Origin of the sequence: Klebsiella variicola (assembly GCF_000828055.2) — a bacterium.
GTDB lineage: Bacteria > Pseudomonadota > Gammaproteobacteria > Enterobacterales > Enterobacteriaceae > Klebsiella > Klebsiella variicola.
Window position 1 is genome coordinate 2,278,947 of sequence record NZ_CP010523.2, and the last position, 15,836, is coordinate 2,294,782.

General features: G+C 59.0%; 15 protein-coding genes. 5 read left to right on the forward strand and 10 right to left on the reverse strand.

All coding sequences use genetic code 11. The features are described 5' to 3' along the window. Entirely contained in the window at positions 1-747 is a 747-nt protein-coding gene (locus tag SP68_RS10645) for a glucose 1-dehydrogenase (protein WP_040968607.1), read from the reverse strand. 128 nt (positions 748-875) lie between these two features. Between SP68_RS10645 and SP68_RS10650 the strand changes: the two genes are divergently transcribed. Continuing rightward, positions 876-1,745, forward strand: a complete 870-nt coding sequence (locus SP68_RS10650) for a LysR family transcriptional regulator (RefSeq protein WP_022066107.1) — start codon at positions 876-878, stop codon at positions 1,743-1,745. 2 nt (positions 1,746-1,747) lie between these two features. Here SP68_RS10650 and SP68_RS10655 read toward each other — a convergent pair whose 3' ends face one another. The 7 genes from SP68_RS10655 to SP68_RS10680 form a co-directional block, all read right to left on the reverse strand. After that, positions 1,748-2,287, reverse strand: coding sequence for a cytochrome b (locus tag SP68_RS10655; RefSeq protein WP_022066108.1), 540 nt, complete (start codon positions 2,285-2,287; stop codon positions 1,748-1,750). Then, complete coding sequence (locus SP68_RS10660; RefSeq protein ID WP_022066109.1) at positions 2,284-3,339, reverse strand: catalase family peroxidase; 1,056 nt, start codon at positions 3,337-3,339, stop codon at positions 2,284-2,286. The genes SP68_RS10655 and SP68_RS10660 overlap by 4 nt, the downstream gene beginning before the upstream one ends. A 47-nt stretch (positions 3,340-3,386) precedes the next feature. Beyond that, entirely contained in the window at positions 3,387-3,743 is a 357-nt protein-coding gene (locus SP68_RS28845) for a DUF308 domain-containing protein (protein WP_223168407.1), read from the reverse strand. A gap of 24 nt (positions 3,744-3,767) precedes the next feature. Further along, positions 3,768-3,959: a hypothetical protein gene (locus SP68_RS28850; protein ID WP_022066110.1), complete on the reverse strand. Its 192-nt coding sequence runs from the start codon at positions 3,957-3,959 to the stop codon at positions 3,768-3,770. Between the two features lie 199 nt (positions 3,960-4,158). After that, the gene (locus SP68_RS10670; RefSeq protein WP_012541434.1) at positions 4,159-4,743 is read right to left on the reverse strand and encodes a TetR/AcrR family transcriptional regulator; all 585 of its coding nucleotides are present in this window, start codon (positions 4,741-4,743) and stop codon (positions 4,159-4,161) included. Positions 4,744-4,885: 142 nt separating this feature from the next. After that, complete coding sequence (locus SP68_RS10675; RefSeq protein ID WP_022066111.1) at positions 4,886-5,278, reverse strand: VOC family protein; 393 nt, start codon at positions 5,276-5,278, stop codon at positions 4,886-4,888. Positions 5,279-5,363: 85 nt separating this feature from the next. Then, positions 5,364-6,563 (reverse strand): MFS transporter, encoded by a 1,200-nt coding sequence (locus SP68_RS10680; RefSeq protein WP_012541437.1) that lies wholly within the window; start codon positions 6,561-6,563, stop codon positions 5,364-5,366. 296 nt (positions 6,564-6,859) lie between these two features. Between SP68_RS10680 and SP68_RS10685 the strand changes: the two genes are divergently transcribed. Further along, positions 6,860-8,017, forward strand: a complete 1,158-nt coding sequence (locus SP68_RS10685) for a M20 aminoacylase family protein (RefSeq protein ID WP_008804517.1) — start codon at positions 6,860-6,862, stop codon at positions 8,015-8,017. Between the two features lie 42 nt (positions 8,018-8,059). Here SP68_RS10685 and fdhF read toward each other — a convergent pair whose 3' ends face one another. Beyond that, positions 8,060-10,210, reverse strand: a complete 2,151-nt coding sequence (fdhF, locus tag SP68_RS10690) for a formate dehydrogenase subunit alpha (RefSeq protein WP_022066114.1) — start codon at positions 10,208-10,210, stop codon at positions 8,060-8,062. A gap of 246 nt (positions 10,211-10,456) precedes the next feature. Further along, positions 10,457-11,536, reverse strand: a complete 1,080-nt coding sequence (locus tag SP68_RS10695; RefSeq protein WP_012967958.1) for a malate/lactate/ureidoglycolate dehydrogenase — start codon at positions 11,534-11,536, stop codon at positions 10,457-10,459. A 303-nt stretch (positions 11,537-11,839) separates the two neighbouring features. Between SP68_RS10695 and SP68_RS10700 the strand changes: the two genes are divergently transcribed. The 3 genes from SP68_RS10700 (at position 11,840) to SP68_RS10710 (ending at position 15,835) form a co-directional block, all read left to right on the forward strand. Then, positions 11,840-12,928: an ABC transporter substrate-binding protein gene (locus SP68_RS10700; protein WP_022066115.1), complete on the forward strand. Its 1,089-nt coding sequence runs from the start codon at positions 11,840-11,842 to the stop codon at positions 12,926-12,928. A 74-nt stretch (positions 12,929-13,002) separates the two neighbouring features. Further along, positions 13,003-14,772, forward strand: a complete 1,770-nt coding sequence (locus tag SP68_RS10705) for an ABC transporter permease (RefSeq protein WP_040968606.1) — start codon at positions 13,003-13,005, stop codon at positions 14,770-14,772. Next, a complete protein-coding gene (locus SP68_RS10710) occupies positions 14,765-15,835 on the forward strand; it encodes an ABC transporter ATP-binding protein (protein WP_008804521.1) in 1,071 nt (356 codons plus the stop codon). The genes SP68_RS10705 and SP68_RS10710 overlap by 8 nt, the downstream gene beginning before the upstream one ends. Position 15,836 lies beyond the last annotated feature (1 nt).

Genomic DNA, 15,836 nt, shown 5'->3' on the forward strand with positions numbered 1-15,836 from the left:
TCAGCGCATGCCGCCAGAGGCCAGAATCACCTCGCCGGTGACCCACCCCGCGTCGTCTGATGCAAGAAATGAGACAATTGGAGCAACATCCTGCACCTGGCCGATGCGTCCAAGCGGCGTCTGCTTTTCATTCCATATCTGAAAATCCGAGTTCATCGCGCCCGAAATATGGCTACCTTCCGTTTCGATAAGTCCTGGGTTGACCGCGTTGACGCGGATTCCTCGTGGGCTGAGTTCTCGTGAGAGTACGCTGGTGATGGCGTCAATTGCGCCTTTGGTGCCGCTGTAGATGGCGCTCTCGGGGATAGCGACGCGAGTGACGAACGAACTGATGTTGATTATGCTGCTGCCCTTACCCAGATGCGGGGTGGCGGCGCCAACCAATAGCAGCGGGCCGAGAACATTGATGTCAAACTGCCTGCGATAGAGTACTTCCGTACTATCTTCAATCCTGGCGAACTGATAGATACCAGCGTTGTTCACTACAATGTCGAGGCGCCCGAAGTTGCCAATGGCTGAGTTAACCAGCGCCTCGACCTCGGATGGATTGGTGACATCTGCCGCTACCGCCACGGCCCGTCCACCGGCAGCTTCAATATCTGCAACAACCTTATCTGCACTGCTTCTGTTTGACGCGTAGTTGACGATGACCCTCGCGCCGTCAGCCGCCAGCTGACGGGCAATACCTGCTCCGATCCCACTGGATCCACCGGTCACAATGGCCACTTTGTCTTTTAATTTGTTCATATCTAAGCCTCCTGGAATTGTCGCCCTGAGCGGTATGGTTGAGGAGGCTATAGTGATATCGACAAAGTTGTTTTAGAACTGACGATTTTGTATATTCGATGTTCATTTTTGAACGGCGAGGCAATAGCATGGAATGGGGCGACGTCCGGGTGTTTCTTGCTGTCATGCGTAAGGGGTCTTTCGGGGAGGCGGCCCGTAGCCTTGGCGTAAGCCATCCGACGGTGGGTCGGCGGATAAAGGCGCTTGAGGCTGAGGCGCAGCAGGCACTGTTTCGCCGGACAAAGGAAGGGCTGGTGCTGACGGATGCTGGTGACAGAGTGTTGAAGCTGGCAGAGGCGGTCGAAAACTCCGCACTGGCGATGGAGCGACGCCTGGCAGGGAATCACGAACGTCTCGAAGGGGTACTGCGGATATCTTGCGCTGAGTGGTTTGCTAACTATGTTCTGGCGCCGGTTCTGAGCGAGTTGACGCACCGCCATCCAGCGATTGTACCGGAGATAATCGCGAGTTACCGCTTGCTTAATCTGTCGCGCCGTGATGCCGACATCGCGTTTCGCATCGTGCCCTTTACCGAACCGGATATTGTCCAGCGCCGCCTGATGACCATTCCCTATGCGCTGTATGGAACGCCGGATATGGCCGGGATCGCGCAACACGACCCGGCTGCAGTGGGGCTTATTCTGATGAATACGGCGCAATCCCATTTCTCTGACGTCGCCTGGCTGCTCGACAGGTTCCCTCAGTCACGACGTGTGTTTACCAGTACCAGCCGGGCCGTACAGGCGCAGATGTGCCAGCGGGGGATGGGGATTGCCGTGCTGCCGCGGCCGCTTGGCGATGCTATCACCGGTTTGCAACCCATCAGCATGCCGGAGCCACCGCCATCCAAAAATATATGGGTGGGTTATCACTCTGACCTCCGGCATATGGACCGCCTGCGTGTCATGCTGGATATTGCCGATGTGTTGCTTGCGGATCCCGGGACGGCCGCAACGTGAGCTTACGGTTTACGGATGCCAGTCATGCTGTTGAACACGCCGTCACGTAGCACGAAAGCATGTAGTAACGCAGCCGCCAGGTGAAGCATCACTGTCGCGAATAATGCCAGAGCCACCCAGGTGTGAAGAGGCCGTAGTTCCGCATACCAGTCATTATTGACTCCCAGGATGGGGGGCAGGACGATCCCGTAGCCAAGGGTGACGGGATATCCTGCAGCTGAAAGCATGGCCCAACCTATTAGCGGTTGGGCCAACATCATCAGATAGAGTACCCAGTGCGAAAGGTGGGCAATGCCACGCTGCCAGGTAGGGATGGTGGCAGGCAAAGAGGGAGTAGGCGTGGTGAATCGCACCCACAAGCGAACGATAACCAGAAGCAATATCATCACCCCCAGAGGCTTGTGGATCGACACCAACAGGCTGTGCAAGGAGGATACGGTCGAGACCATCGCCACGCCGATAAATAACATACTGAGGATCGCAGCGGCCATCAGCCAGTGAAGGACGCGCAGAGCCGGATGAAAGTATGCAACCTGTTTCATAAATGCTCTCCTGCTTGTTGTGCCTGTTCATGCGTACGCAGATTGTAGGATTTGGTATAAGCCGATGAGCGTGCGTTAAGTATCGGGTCATCAGACGCGGCAATGCCATCAGGCAAGATCAAGGGATCGTAGTTAATGTCATTACAGGGTCCTTGCTGTTGAGGGATGGCCTTGTTTAAGACTAACGTTCCGGCATTAATCGTTTTCCGGTTTGCGGGCCAGGCTTTGGTGGAATCGTTACCTTTGTCATCCGCCTGAGCCAGCGTGAAAACTAAATCCCACTCCAGCGTGCCCTGTTCCAGACGTTGCCGAAGATCCTGTTGCAGAAAATCTTTGTTCTGTTTATCGATATCGCTTATGGGGACAAACCTGGTGTGCGGCACCATACTCCAGCGTACCAGATGTTCATTGCCAGTCTGATCGATCAGGCGAAAAGCATTCAGGCTGTTAAAGCGATCGCTGGCCCAGCTTGAAGAGGGGATGTATTGCTTTGCCCAGGCAAAAAAAGGCTTGATTTCCGGATGGCTCATGACAAAAGCATTTACTTTTTCCGGATTCGGCTTGCCGGTTTTGGCGTCTGGCAGCGTCGCGGTTTGAAGCTCATAGAAACTTTCGACGGAACTGACGGGGAAAAATGGCATGGCGTTCATCCCGGTTCGCCACTGTTCACCATTGGCCTGAGTAAAGGACAGCGCCATACTCCTGACAGGCACGGTATAATCCGGAGCTGCCGGATTACCTCCTGCAATAGCCAAGCGTCCTGTTACCGCGGTTTCGCCTTTGCTGAATAGTAAGGCGCGCGATAGCGTGCTGGCATTCCCGTTTGAGATAAAACTCCCCAGCACGCACATGCCTTTAGCATGATTCCGCCGATAGCCTTGATGAACGCCACCCGACTGTTGTAATACCGTGACAAGCTTATCCGATGTCAGCCTTTCAGGCGTAAGCCATCCACCAGCCCACAGGAATAATAAAATAAGGAACAGTGGAATAATGCCGACCAGCGCCAGACGCACTACCGTCTGTTTGTTTACCTGTACTTTGATATTCATAGTGTTAACTCATTCTGTCCACGATTTTTGCTAAACGAGAAGTGCATTCAGCCTGGTTGTTGTGCTTCTCTTTTTTGTCGAACGGTTAGCGACACGGTTGAAATACAAAAATAGAAAGCCCCAAAGGCCGCATAACCAACAATGTTGTCTACAGACGGTGGTTCTATTGTTCGGGACTGAAAAAGAAAAAAAGCACCTGCTAACGTAGACTGGGCGCCACTTAATATCATGCTCCATTGCGCACGATAGTTTTTCCAGCGCTGAACCGCTGCGCCCAACTGTAGTAGCCCTGATAATATTGCCCAGCAACCGAATATCCGAATCACATCATTTATGCTGCTATTGATAGCCAATATCACCGCCAGCGTTGTGACGGCGCTTACGATAATATTGACCGTCTGCATCCGGTTACGGCCGAATCCGCCGTTTCAAATCGCATCAATGTAATTCGCTATCGCATCCCAGGCGGGATAAAGAATTAACAAAAATGAGGCCCAAAAATAAGAATGCCGGGCAGCGATAAATGTGGAAACAGCCCATAAAATCGAGAAGATGGTGCGGGAAAAATAATACTGTCTGAGCCAGTTCTGCTGATTCCCCTGATGAATACTGTCGGTCATTTTAACCCTCTCAAGCTGGCATGTTGGACAAGCGAAGCATCGGCGTGAGCTTCTTTCTGTTAGTAAACCTACTAGTAGGTAGGTAAAAGATCAACATGTTTTGATGCAATCCAGGTGAGGTCATCAAAGCGGTATCGAGGTGTGAGAGGTAAGGGGCCGTTTTGCAACAAGTATTGCCCGGTAAGTCACCGGGCAATCGTCAGGCGACTTTTATGATTTTGTTTATCAGAGGCCAGGCAATCTGATCAAACACCAGCGGATTATTGAATGCCCGCGCTGCCAGCATGGCACCATGTATACCAGCCATCAGGGCGCTGGCTTCTACTTCCGCCGTTTCATTAAGTTTGAAAACGCCCTGGGTTTCACCCGCCCTAAGTAACGATGCCAGCCAGTCAGAGAGATCGCTGAAATGACCAGTGACCTCAGCGGCAATATCGGCAGGTAATGTCGGAAGCTCAACGGCAAGCATGACACAGATGCAAAATGACGAAGTACCATCCTTGATACAGGCTGACCAGAAATCGGCGTACCCTTTCACTTTGATCAGTGGATCGTGTATTTGCTGATCCATGGCCTCCATGCCCGCCCGGGCTTCTGCACGGTACTCCTGTACAACAGCATGAACTAAATCTTCTTTGCTGGGAAAATGATGATGGATACTGGCTTTACGAATTCCCACGCGCTCAGCAAGATCGGCATAGCTAAAACTTTTATACCCTCCGACGGTGAGCAGCTGTCTCGTATTTGCCATAATTTCTCGCGCTTTCGGCGAACGTTCGATCATTTCACGCTCCAGCAATCATTGCGGTGAAAAAGTGCGCTATCTACAGCGGGTTCTATTCAGCCGGGACAACCTACTGGTAGGAAGTGAGATTGTCAAATTTCCTCTCCTGCCAGCAGCCCGCAAGCTCCTCAGATCTCAACGTTCAAACTGCAGACGCATAATAAACAAACGCCAGCTTATTGCCGTCGGGATCGCGGACGTAGGCGCTGTGAAAACCGTCGCCATACTGCGGCCGGTGACCGGGACCGCCTTCGTCACGTCCGCCGAGTTGCAGGGCGAGGGCATGCAGTTCCGCAATATGTTCGATGGAGCGGGCATTGAGCGCCACCATCGTTCCATTGCCCACCCCGGCAGGCTGCTGGTCAAAGGGAGTGCCCACGCACAGGCCGCAGGTGTGGTTGCCATTGAAGGTGCCCCAGGACGCTCCCTGTTCGTTACGGCCGGCTTTGACGTGCCCCAGCAATGCCATTAACGGGTCATAGAACTTGATGGCGCGTGGCAGGTCATTGGTTCCAAGCATGATGTATGAAAACATGATGTCCTCCTGGAGCAGGTTTGATGGCGTAAAACCTCAGCCTGGTTGCTGGCGAGCGGGCTGGCGCCAGGCCAGCCCGTCAGGACTACCGTGCGGACTCCGTCGCCTCGTCCATCTCCTCTTCCTGCTCACTGGCAAGCAGGGTTTTCTCGTTTTTGCATAGACATTGAATCAACAGGAACAGCACGCCGCTGGCCACCAGGGTGACGATCAGGCCATCGTAGCCGGTGATGCCGATCAGCATGCCGCTGACTACCGGTCCGGCGACGCTGCCGGCGGACCAGAAAAAGCCGAACAGGGCGTTAATCATAATCAGCTTCTGCCCATTGAAGGTTTTCCCCGCCCGCACCAGCGACAGGGTATAAAGCGCGCCCGCGGCGGCGCCCAGCAGCAGGCAAATGGCCATCAGCTGAATGCGCGAGCCGAGCATCAGCGGCAGGGCCAGCAGCGACAGGCTGAAGACTACCGCGCAGGACAGATGCACGCGGCGAATGCCGACCCGGTCAGCCAGCCAGCCGAGCGGGGTCTGGAACATCGCATCCCCGGTGAGCACCACGGTGACCAGCAGCACCGCCATCCCTTCATTCAGCCCTTTGTCCATGCCGTACAGCGGCAGCAGGGCGAGGATGCTGGCGTCAAAGAAGGCGAAGCAGAAGACCCCGGAGGCCAGTACCGGCAGGAAAGCGCCGAGGCTGCGCCAGCTGGCGCGCTCCCCAAGGCTTTCGCGGGTGCCAGTGGGCAGATGGCGCAGCATCAGCAGGCAGACGGCGGTGACCGCGACGATCGCCATCAGCGCCGAGGCCTGCCAGGCGGGGCCGACGGAGATCAGTAACGGCCCGGCCAGCTGGCAGCCGGTAAAGGCCGAGGCGTAGATGCCGGTGAGGGTGGCGCGCTGGCTGCCCGCCGCGCCGCCGGTGATCCAGCTTTCGCCCAGCACGATAATGACCCCGGAGGCCAGGCCGGTCAGCAGGCGCGGCAGCAAAAGCAGCGTCATATCGGTGGTCATGCATGAGGCGATGGTCGCCAGCGCCAGCAGGATCAGACTGCCGCTCAGCAGCACGCCCATTTCAACGCGCCGGCACAGCGCAGGAGAGAGGAAGGAGGAGATCATCATGCCGGCGGGCGGCAGGGCGGCCAGCAGGCCGACGTACAGCGGCGCGATCTGCTGCTGCGCCAGCTCAAGACTGATTAACGGCACCGTATAGCCGGTGATAAATCCCACGAGCGACGCGGCCATGATCATCGCCAGCGTGGGGGCAAGACGATTCTGGTCTGGGTTAAACATTTTATTTCCGATGACGGAGAGGTCAGTAGTGGATCCTTCGGCAAATTGCCGTCCTGAGTTGCATAATAATTAATCGCCTGGCCGTTGTCACCGTTGAAATCACTACCAAAAAAGGACCGCAGGGCGGCGACAGGGCTGTACGCCGCGCCGCCGCCGCATTTCGTGACGTTGTCAGCGTGTTAACGACAGGATATAACGGAGGGAGCGGCAGCGACCCGACGTCGGTGAGCGACGGGGAAAAAACGCGACGCATGACCGATTATTCAGCATTACGCTATGCAGGAAAGGAGTAATACATGGCCGTATCGCCGTCACTGATCGCCGAAGCCGTTGGCTGGCGACGTGAATTTCACGCCGCGCCTGAGCTCGGATATCAGGAGCAGGAGACCTCGCGCCGCGTTGCGGAGCTGCTGGCCTCGTTTGGGCTGCAGGTACACCGCGGGCTGGCCGGCACCGGCGTCGTGGCGACGCTGGAAAACGGTCCCGGGCCGGTCATCGGCCTGCGCGCCGATATGGACGCCCTGCCGATCACCGAGCTGGGGAGCGTCAGCTATCGCTCGCGCCGTCCCGGGGTGATGCACGCCTGCGGCCACGATGGTCACACCGCGATGCTGCTGGCGGCGGCCGCCCATCTGGCGCAGACCCGCCAGTTCAGCGGCACCGTCCACTTTGTCTTCCAGCCGGCGGAAGAGAACCTCGGCGGCGCGCGCAAAATGGTGGAAGAGGGGTTGTTCGAGCGCTTCCCGATGGACGCCATCTACGCGCTGCATAACTGGCCGGGGATCCCCCTTGGCGAAGTGGCGCTCAGCGATGGCGCGATGATGGCCTCGCTGGACGCCTTCGAGATCACCCTGCGCGGAAAGAGCTGCCATGCGGCGATGCCGGAGAGCGGGGCCGATCCGATCGTCGCGGCGGCGCAGCTGATTATGGCGCTGCAGACCATTCCTTCCCGCCGCCTGTCGCCGCAGGATTCCGCGGTGGTCAGTATCACCCAGATAAACGGCGGCGAGGCGATCAACGTCTTGCCGGACACCGTGGTGCTGCGCGGTACCTTCCGCTGTCTGAGCAATCGCGTTCGCGCCCGCGTGCGCGAGCTAATCGAAAGCTATGTGGCGACCCAGCCGCAGGTGTCCGATGTGCAGGGTGAGATTAGCTGGTTCCCGGGCTATCCGGTGACCAAAAACCATGCGCTGCAGGCGCAGCAGGTGCGCGAGGTGGCCGTCGCCACCCTCGGCGCGGAAGCGGTGCGCTGGAACCAGGCGCCGTCGATGGCCTCCGAAGATTTTGCCTGCATGCTGGAGGCCTGTCCGGGAGCCTATTTCTGGATAGGCACCGACGGCGAAACCCCGTCGAAGCCGCTACATAACGCCAGCTATGACTTTAACGATGCGCTGATTAGTCCCGGGGTGGCCATGTGGGTGGCGCTGGTGGAGAAACAGCTGCCGGCGGCGTAACCCACCGGCAGCGGCAGAGGGAGCGCGGCGCGCTCCCTGAGGTCAGACGTCGGCGGCGGCTTTCAGTCGCGCCTTCATATCGCTGTAGGCCGTCCAGGCGTAGCGCTCCGCCCATTGCTGGTCGGCTATCGCTTCCACTTTCACCGCACAGTATTTGGTTTCCGGTGTTTTGGAGATCGGATCGAGGTTATCCTGGGTCAGCTCATTGCAGGCGCCCACCCACCACTGATAGGTCATATAGACCGCCCCCGGATTGATGCGATCGCTGAGGTCGGCGCGGGTGATCACCTTCCCGCGTCGGGAGCTGACCCACACCAGCTGTTTGTCAGCGATCCCCAGTCGTTGCGCATCCAACGGATTCATCTGCACCCGTCCCGGCTCGTCGGCCAGCGACTGCAGCGCGGCACAGTTGCCGGTCATTGAGCGGCAGGAGTAATGCCCGACTTCCCGCACGGTGCAGAGCACCAGCGGCCACTCGTCATCCGGGCGCTCCGCCGGCGCGCGCCAGGCGGTGGCGAACAACTGTCCTTTGCCCGATGGGGTATCGAAGCGGTTGTCTTTATACAGCCACGGCGTGCCGGGGTGGTCGAGGGTCGGGCATGGCCATTGGACATGGCCCATATCGCCCATTTTCTCCCAGGTCACGCCGTAGAACAGCGGGCAGAGTTCGCGCATCTCGTCCCAGATCTGCTGGTTGTTCTCATAGTGCATCGGATAACCCATTTCGCTGGCCAGCAGGCTAATGATCTCCCAGTCGCGCTTCACATTCCCCGCCGGAGGGATCGCCTGTTCAAACCGCTGGAACCCACGGTCGGCGCAGGTGAATACGCCGCCGTGCTCGCCCCAGGAGGTGGCCGGCAGCAGGACATCGGCAATTTCCGCCGTTTTGGTCATGAAGATGTCCTGCACCACCACAAAGTCCAGCGCCTCGATGCCTTTGCGCACCAGGCCGAGGTCGGCTTCGGTCTGCAGCGGATCTTCACCCATGATGTAGTAGGCTTTGATCTCGCCGGTCAGCGCTTTATGCGGCACCTCGGTGATGCGGGTGCCGACCTGGTCATCCATCAGCGCCGGGTCGACACCCCAGGCGGCGGCGAATTTGGCCCGCACGGCGGGGTCGGTGACCTCCTGATAACCCGGGAACAGATTCGGCAGCACGCCCATATCGCAGGCGCCCTGCACGTTGTTTTGCCCGCGGACCGGCCCCACGCCGACGTTCGCCCGCCCCAGGTTGCCGGTGAGCAGCGCCAGGCTTGCCAGACCGCGCACCACGTCCACCGCCTGGCCAAACTGGGTGACGCCCATGCCCCACATAATGGTGGCGGAAGGGGCGGCGGCGAAGATGCGCATCGCCTCACGGATCGCCTGCGCGCTGACCCCGACAATCGCTTCCACCGCTTCCGGGGCATAATCCTTCACCGCTTCGCGGTAAGCATCCAGCCCTTCGGTATAGCGTTCGACATAGGCTTTGTTGTACAGCTCCTCCTCCAGCAGTACATAGCCGAAGGCATTCACCAGCGCCATGTTGCTGCCGTTGTTGAGCTGCAGATGACGGTCGGCAATGCGCGCGGTTTCAATGCGCCGCGGATCGCAGACGATGATTTTGGCGCCGTTTTCCCGGGCTTTGATCACCCGGCGGGCGACGATTGGATGGGAGTCGGCGCAGTTGTAGCCAAAGACCAGCAGGCATTTCGAGTTTTCGATGTCGCTGATCGAGTTGCTCATCGCCCCGTTGCCCAGCGCCTGCTGCAGCCCGGCGACAGAGGGGCCGTGGCAGACGCGGGCGCAGCAGTCGACGTTATTGGTGTTGAGCACCGCGCGGGCGAACTTTTGCATCACATAGTTGGTTTCGTTGCCGGTGCCGCGCGAGGAGCCGGTGGTCATGATGGCGCGCGGGCCATGCTTCTCTTTGATCTCCCTGAGCTTGCTGGCGGTATAGCGAATCGCCTCCTGCCAGCTGACCGGCGTGAAGGCGCCGCCTTTCTGGTAGCGGATCATCGGTTGTTTGAGACGGGGCGTCAGGAGCTGCGTGTCGTTAAGAAAATCCCAGCCGTAGTAGCCTTTCAGGCACAGCTGGTTCTGGTTGGTGACGCCGTCGGCGGCTTCCGCGCGAATGATTTTATTGTTGTCGACAACCAGTTTAAGTTTGCAACCCGCCCCGCAGTAGGGGCACACGCTCGTGATTTTTTTCATCAGTAACAGACCTGTTAACAGTGAACAGAGGATCGCTGTCGCGCCGGGCCCGACGGGCAACGATCGCGGTAACGCCTGGTCGTGATGCAGACGCAGGCCTGCTGCGCTATGCAGGTCTTGTGCCAGAATTTAATTTGTTGATTTACATGTGAAAATTAAAATGGTGCGATGACGGGAACGTGACCTCGTCACTAATGACGATGACGCAGAGCGCCGACGTCAGACGCTCTGCGGGGGTAAACGTGGCTAGGCGAGAGGGCGGCAGCGGTCGAAGTGCGATTCGCTCAGGCCGACGTCGCGCGCGGCGGCGCAGATAGCCTGCCAGCTGCCGGCATCCAGCGGGATCCCCTGCGCCAGCCGCGCTTCGCGGTTGGCGGCCTCCCATTCGCCGGGCGCCAGCACCGGGGCATCGGCATCGTGCGGCGACTGCTTGCACCATGCGATAAAGGCCTCCGTCTGCGCCTGGCTGTCCGGGGCATCGAACGCGTCCGGGCGCAGGATCACCGTGGTCATGCAGTTAAAGATGGCGTCGACGCTGGTCTGCAGGCTCTCCTGATGGGTGGTTTGCCCCCCGGAGAGCGCGCCGCCGAGCACTTCGCACAGCGTCGCCAGGGCATAGCCTTTGTGCTGGGCGAAGGTGAGCAGGGCGCCCAGCGGCGAGGTCTGCATCACCGCCGGGTCGGTGGTGGGTCGGCCCGCGGCGTCGATCAGGCAGCCGGGGGCCACGGCTTCGCCTTTATGCCAGGCGACGCGGGTTTTACCAAAGGCGATGGCGCTGGTGGCGTAGTCCAGCAGCAGCGGCGGATGGCCCGCGCGGGGAAACACCACGCACAGCGGGTTAGTGCCGAAGCGGCTGTCCTTCCCGCGGAACGGGGCGACCATCGGGTCGCCAATCACGCTGACGAAGTGGATGGAGATCAGCCCGGCGGCGGCGCACTGCTCGGCCCAGTAGCCGATGCGCCCGACGTGATGCGCATTGCGCAGGGCGATTGCCGCCATACCATGCTGCTTCGCCTTTTCAATGCCTAACTGCATCGCTTCGTGGGCGACCACCTGGCCGAAGCCGGCGTTGCCGTCGAGGGTGACCACGGCGCCGGCGTCTTTGGTCACCGTGGCGTGGCGGTTGAGCTGCAGAAAACCACCGGCGTGGGATTTCACGTAGCTTGGGATCATCCCGACGCCGTGGGAGTCATGCCCGGCAAGATTGGCGGCGATCAGATGGTCTGCGACGAGGGTGGCTTCCCCTGAGGTACTGCCGAGATGGGTAAACAGTGAGACGACAAACTGATGCAGATCCGTCGCCAGAAAGCGGTGTCCTGTAGGCACTGATTCTCTCCTGTAGTCTGTTGTTATTTTGTTATGTTTGCCGTTTTATGCTGCGCCGCCAGGCGCAGAAGGTCAAGGGCGGCATCTCCCGGCGGAATGTCACTGCGTCTGTGTCTGCGTCAGGCGACAGGCGATAAAAAACGGGGCCGGGATCGCGTTTTAATTAACGCCATAAACACCACATTTTTAAATTCTGCCAGTGTCACAAAAGCCAGAAAAAAGCCATCCCCGGCGTTGCAAGGGGAGCTGATACCACTATATGTTAAATTTGTGTTTATTAATTGATGATTAAAGGTTGGTATCATGTATAGGAAAATAAGTGGTTTAGTGGTTTCACTGACGGCCGTTTTCGCCTGTGCCGCTTGGGCGGAGGTGCCTGCGGGCTATCCCGCGGATTATCAAAAAACGGTGGATGCCGCCGTAAAAGAGGGCAAGGTGGTTATTTATTCCACCACCGATACCAAAGCGGCCGGGCCGTTAATTAAAGGATTTGAAGCGCAATATCCGGGCGTTAAAGTCGAATATAACGACATGAACAGCACCGAGCTGTATAACCGCTATATCAGCGAGCAGGCCGCCGGGGGCGGCAGCGGGGACGTGGTGTGGAGCTCGTCGATGGATACCGCGCTGAAATTAGCTACCGAATACGCGGAACAATATGCCTCGCCGGAGGTGAAGCAATTACCCGACTGGGCGGTGTGGCAGCAGAAAGCCTATGGCACCACCTACGAGCCGGTGGTGTTTATCTATAACAAACGGCTGATCCCGCAGAATGAGGTTCCGGATTCGCATACCGCGCTGGCAAAACTGATCGCCAGCCAGGCCGATAAATTTAAAGGCAAAGTCACCACCTACGATATCGAAAAATCGGGCCTCGGCTTTATGCTGGCGGTGCAGGACAGCCAGGCCGACGCGAACTATTTTGCCGACCTGGCGAATATCGCTAAAGGCGGTCTGACAGTGCAGTCTTCCACCGGCACGATGATGGAGCGCGTCTCCTCTGGCGAAAACCTGATCGGCTATAACATCCTTGGCTCCTATGCCGAAGCACGGGCGAAAAACGATCCCTCTTTAGGCATCGCCTATCCGAAAGATTACGTGCTGGTGCTCTCCCGCGTTTCGTTTATTAGCCAGGAGAGCGAACATCCCAATGCGGCGAAATTGTGGCTCGACTATGTCTTGTCGGAAAAAGGCCAGCAGATCCTCGCCAGCCAGGCGGATATTCCCTCTATTCGTCGCGATATTGAAGGTAAAAATGATATCGATGGTATGACCGCGCTGTTGGGCAAAGCGTTAAAACCGATCCCGGTCAACGAAACGCTGCTCGATTATTTACAGCCGCAAAAACGTCTGCAGTTTATTAAACAATGGCGCAGCGCCGCCGCGAAATAATCCTCCTTCGGGGCATCGCCGATGCCCCTTATTCACACCCGGCGGGTTTTTTCTCCTGACCAAAGGGATGAACCATGAATGTATTACGCAGAAAGTGGCAGGGGCTGCCGCGCGGCGTGGTGGTGTGCATCACGGCGCTGGTGATTTACGTCCCGCTGTTATTTATTGTGGTGCAGAGTTTTCTCTCCGCGCCGTTCTTTTCCCGCTCCAAATCCTGGAGCCTGGAAGCCTTCGCCTTTATTTTTACCGACCCGGATTTTTATCTGGCATTAAGGTCAGGTTTTATTCTGGCCTTTGGCCTGGTGATTATTGCCATTCCGCTGGGCGGTATTTTGGCGTTTCTGATGGTGCGCACCGATTTACCCGGCCGGCGGATCATTGAGCCGCTGATCCTGGTGCCGATCTTCGTCTCGCCGATGGTGCTGGGCTTTGGCTACGTGGTGGCCGCCGGGCCGGTAGGCTTCTTTTCCCAGTGGGCGCAGCAGCTGATCGGCTTTGTGCCGTGGAATATCTACTCGATGTTCAGCATTGTGGTCATCGCCGGCTTAACCCACGTGCCGCACGCCTATCTCTATATCTCTTCGGCGCTGCGCAGCGTCGGTTCCGACGTGGAAGAGGCGGCGCGCACCGTCGGCGCTACCCCGCTGCAGGTGATGACCTCGGTGAGTCTGCCGATGGTGCGGCCATCCATTCTTTACGCCTGCGTGCTGCTCTTTTTCCTCGGTCTGGAAGTCTTCGGTCTGATGCTGGTGCTGGGCGACCCCGAGGGCAACATGGTGCTGGCGACCTATCTCTACAAGCTGACCAATAAGCTCGGCACCCCCTCCTACCATCTGATGGCGGCGGTGGCGGTGGTGCTGATCTGCATCACCATCCCGCTGGTGATGCTCCAGCGGCGGCTGATGCGCACCGCCAACCGCTTTGTCACCATGAAGGGCAAGGCGTCGCAGGCGCGGGCGCTGCCGCTGGGCAAATGGCGCTGGGTGGCCGGGGCGGTGGTGGTGGCCTGGCTGACGGTGACCATCGGCGTGCCGCTGCTCGGCGTGGCGCTGCGCGCCTTTATCTCCAACTGGGGCGTCGGCGTGTCGCTGTGGGATGAGCTGTCGCTGACGACGTTCCACAATATCTGGCAGCAGCCCAACCTGCTGCGGGCGATCGTCAACTCGATGGCTATCGGCATCGTCGGCGGCGCGCTGGCGGTGATCTGCTATCTGTTTGTCGGTATCGCCATGCACCGCAAAGCGGACAACGTCACCCGCTTTCTCGACTACAGCGTGCTGGTCCCGCGCGCGGTCCCGGGGCTGCTGGCCGGTCTGGCCTTTCTGTGGGTGTTCCTGTTTGTGCCGATGTGGCTCGATCAGTCGCTGAAGCACGGCTGGCTCTCGGCGCTGCCGGTGGCCGACTGGCTGCGGGAGCACCTTATCGTACATTTGCGCGCGCTGCGCAACACCATCTTCAGCGTCTGGCTGGCCTACACCGTGGTATGGATGGCTTACGGCCTGCGGCTCATCTCTTCGACGCTGCTGCAGGTGGGCCCGGAGCTGGAGGAGGCGGCGCGCAGCACCGGCGCTTCCCGGGGGCAGATCACCCGCCACGTGACCGTCCCGCTGTCGCGCTATGGGCTGATTGGCTCCTGGCTGCTGATGTTCCTTATCTTTGAGCGTGAGTATTCCACCGGCGTCTATCTGCTGTCGCCGGGTACCGAAACCATCGGCTCGATGCTGGTGTCGCTGTGGGCGGCGGGGGCCATCGATATCGTCGCGGCGCTCTCCTTTATCAATATTCTGCTGGTGGTGATTGGCCTTGGTATCGCCCTGCGCTTTGGAGTGAAATTACATGATTGAGTTATCGGTAGAAAATCTGCATCTCACCTATGGCGACAACCCGGTGCTGAAGGGGGTTTCCATGACGCTTGGCCGGGGAGAGGTGGTGTCGCTGCTGGGGCCTTCGGGAAGCGGCAAAACCACGCTACTGCGGGCGGTGGCCGGGCTGGAAAAACCGACGAGCGGACGGATCGCCATCGGCAACCGCACGGTGTACGACGGCACGCCGCGCAGCGAGATCCCGGCCGAAGAGCGTAACCTGGGCCTGGTCTTTCAGTCCTATGCCCTGTGGCCGCACAAAACGGTGTTCGACAACGTGGCCTATCCGCTGAAGCTGCGTAAAGTGGCTGCGGGGGAGATAAAAGAGCGGGTGCAGCGCGTACTGGATCAGCTGGGGCTGGGGCACCTCGGCAACCGCCATCCGCACCAGCTCTCCGGTGGCCAGCAGCAGCGGGTGGCCATCGGCCGGGCGCTGGTCTACAACCCGCCGGTGATCCTGCTGGATGAACCGCTCTCCAACCTTGACGCCAAACTGCGCGAAGAGGCGCGGGTGTTTCTGCGCGAGCTGATCATCAAGCTGGGCCTGTCGGCGCTGATGGTCACCCACGATCAGAATGAAGCAATGGCCATCTCCGATCGTATTCTGCTGCTGAACAATGGCGTCATTGAGCAGCAGGGGACGCCGCAGGAGATGTACGGCAGCCCGGCGACGCTGTTCGCCGCCGAGTTTATGGGCAGCAATAACCGTCTGCACGGTAAGGTGACGGCGCTGGAAAACGGTCGTGCGAGGGTTGAAGGCGCCAGCTGGACGCTGTGGGGTCGAGCGGGCGAGGGGGTCAGCGTTGGCCAGCCGGCGACGGCGGTGATCCGCGTCGAGCGCCTGCGTCTCGACGGCGCGGCGCAGGATAATAGCCTCCAGCTCCCGCTGCTGACCAGCATGTACCTCGGCGACCGCTGGGAGTACCTGTTCCGTACCGAAGGCGACGACTTTCCGCTGCGCGCCTACGGAACGGCGCTGCGCGATGCCGAACACTGCCATCTGACGCTCCCGGCGGAGGATGTGTGGATTTTTCCGCAGCGGTAAC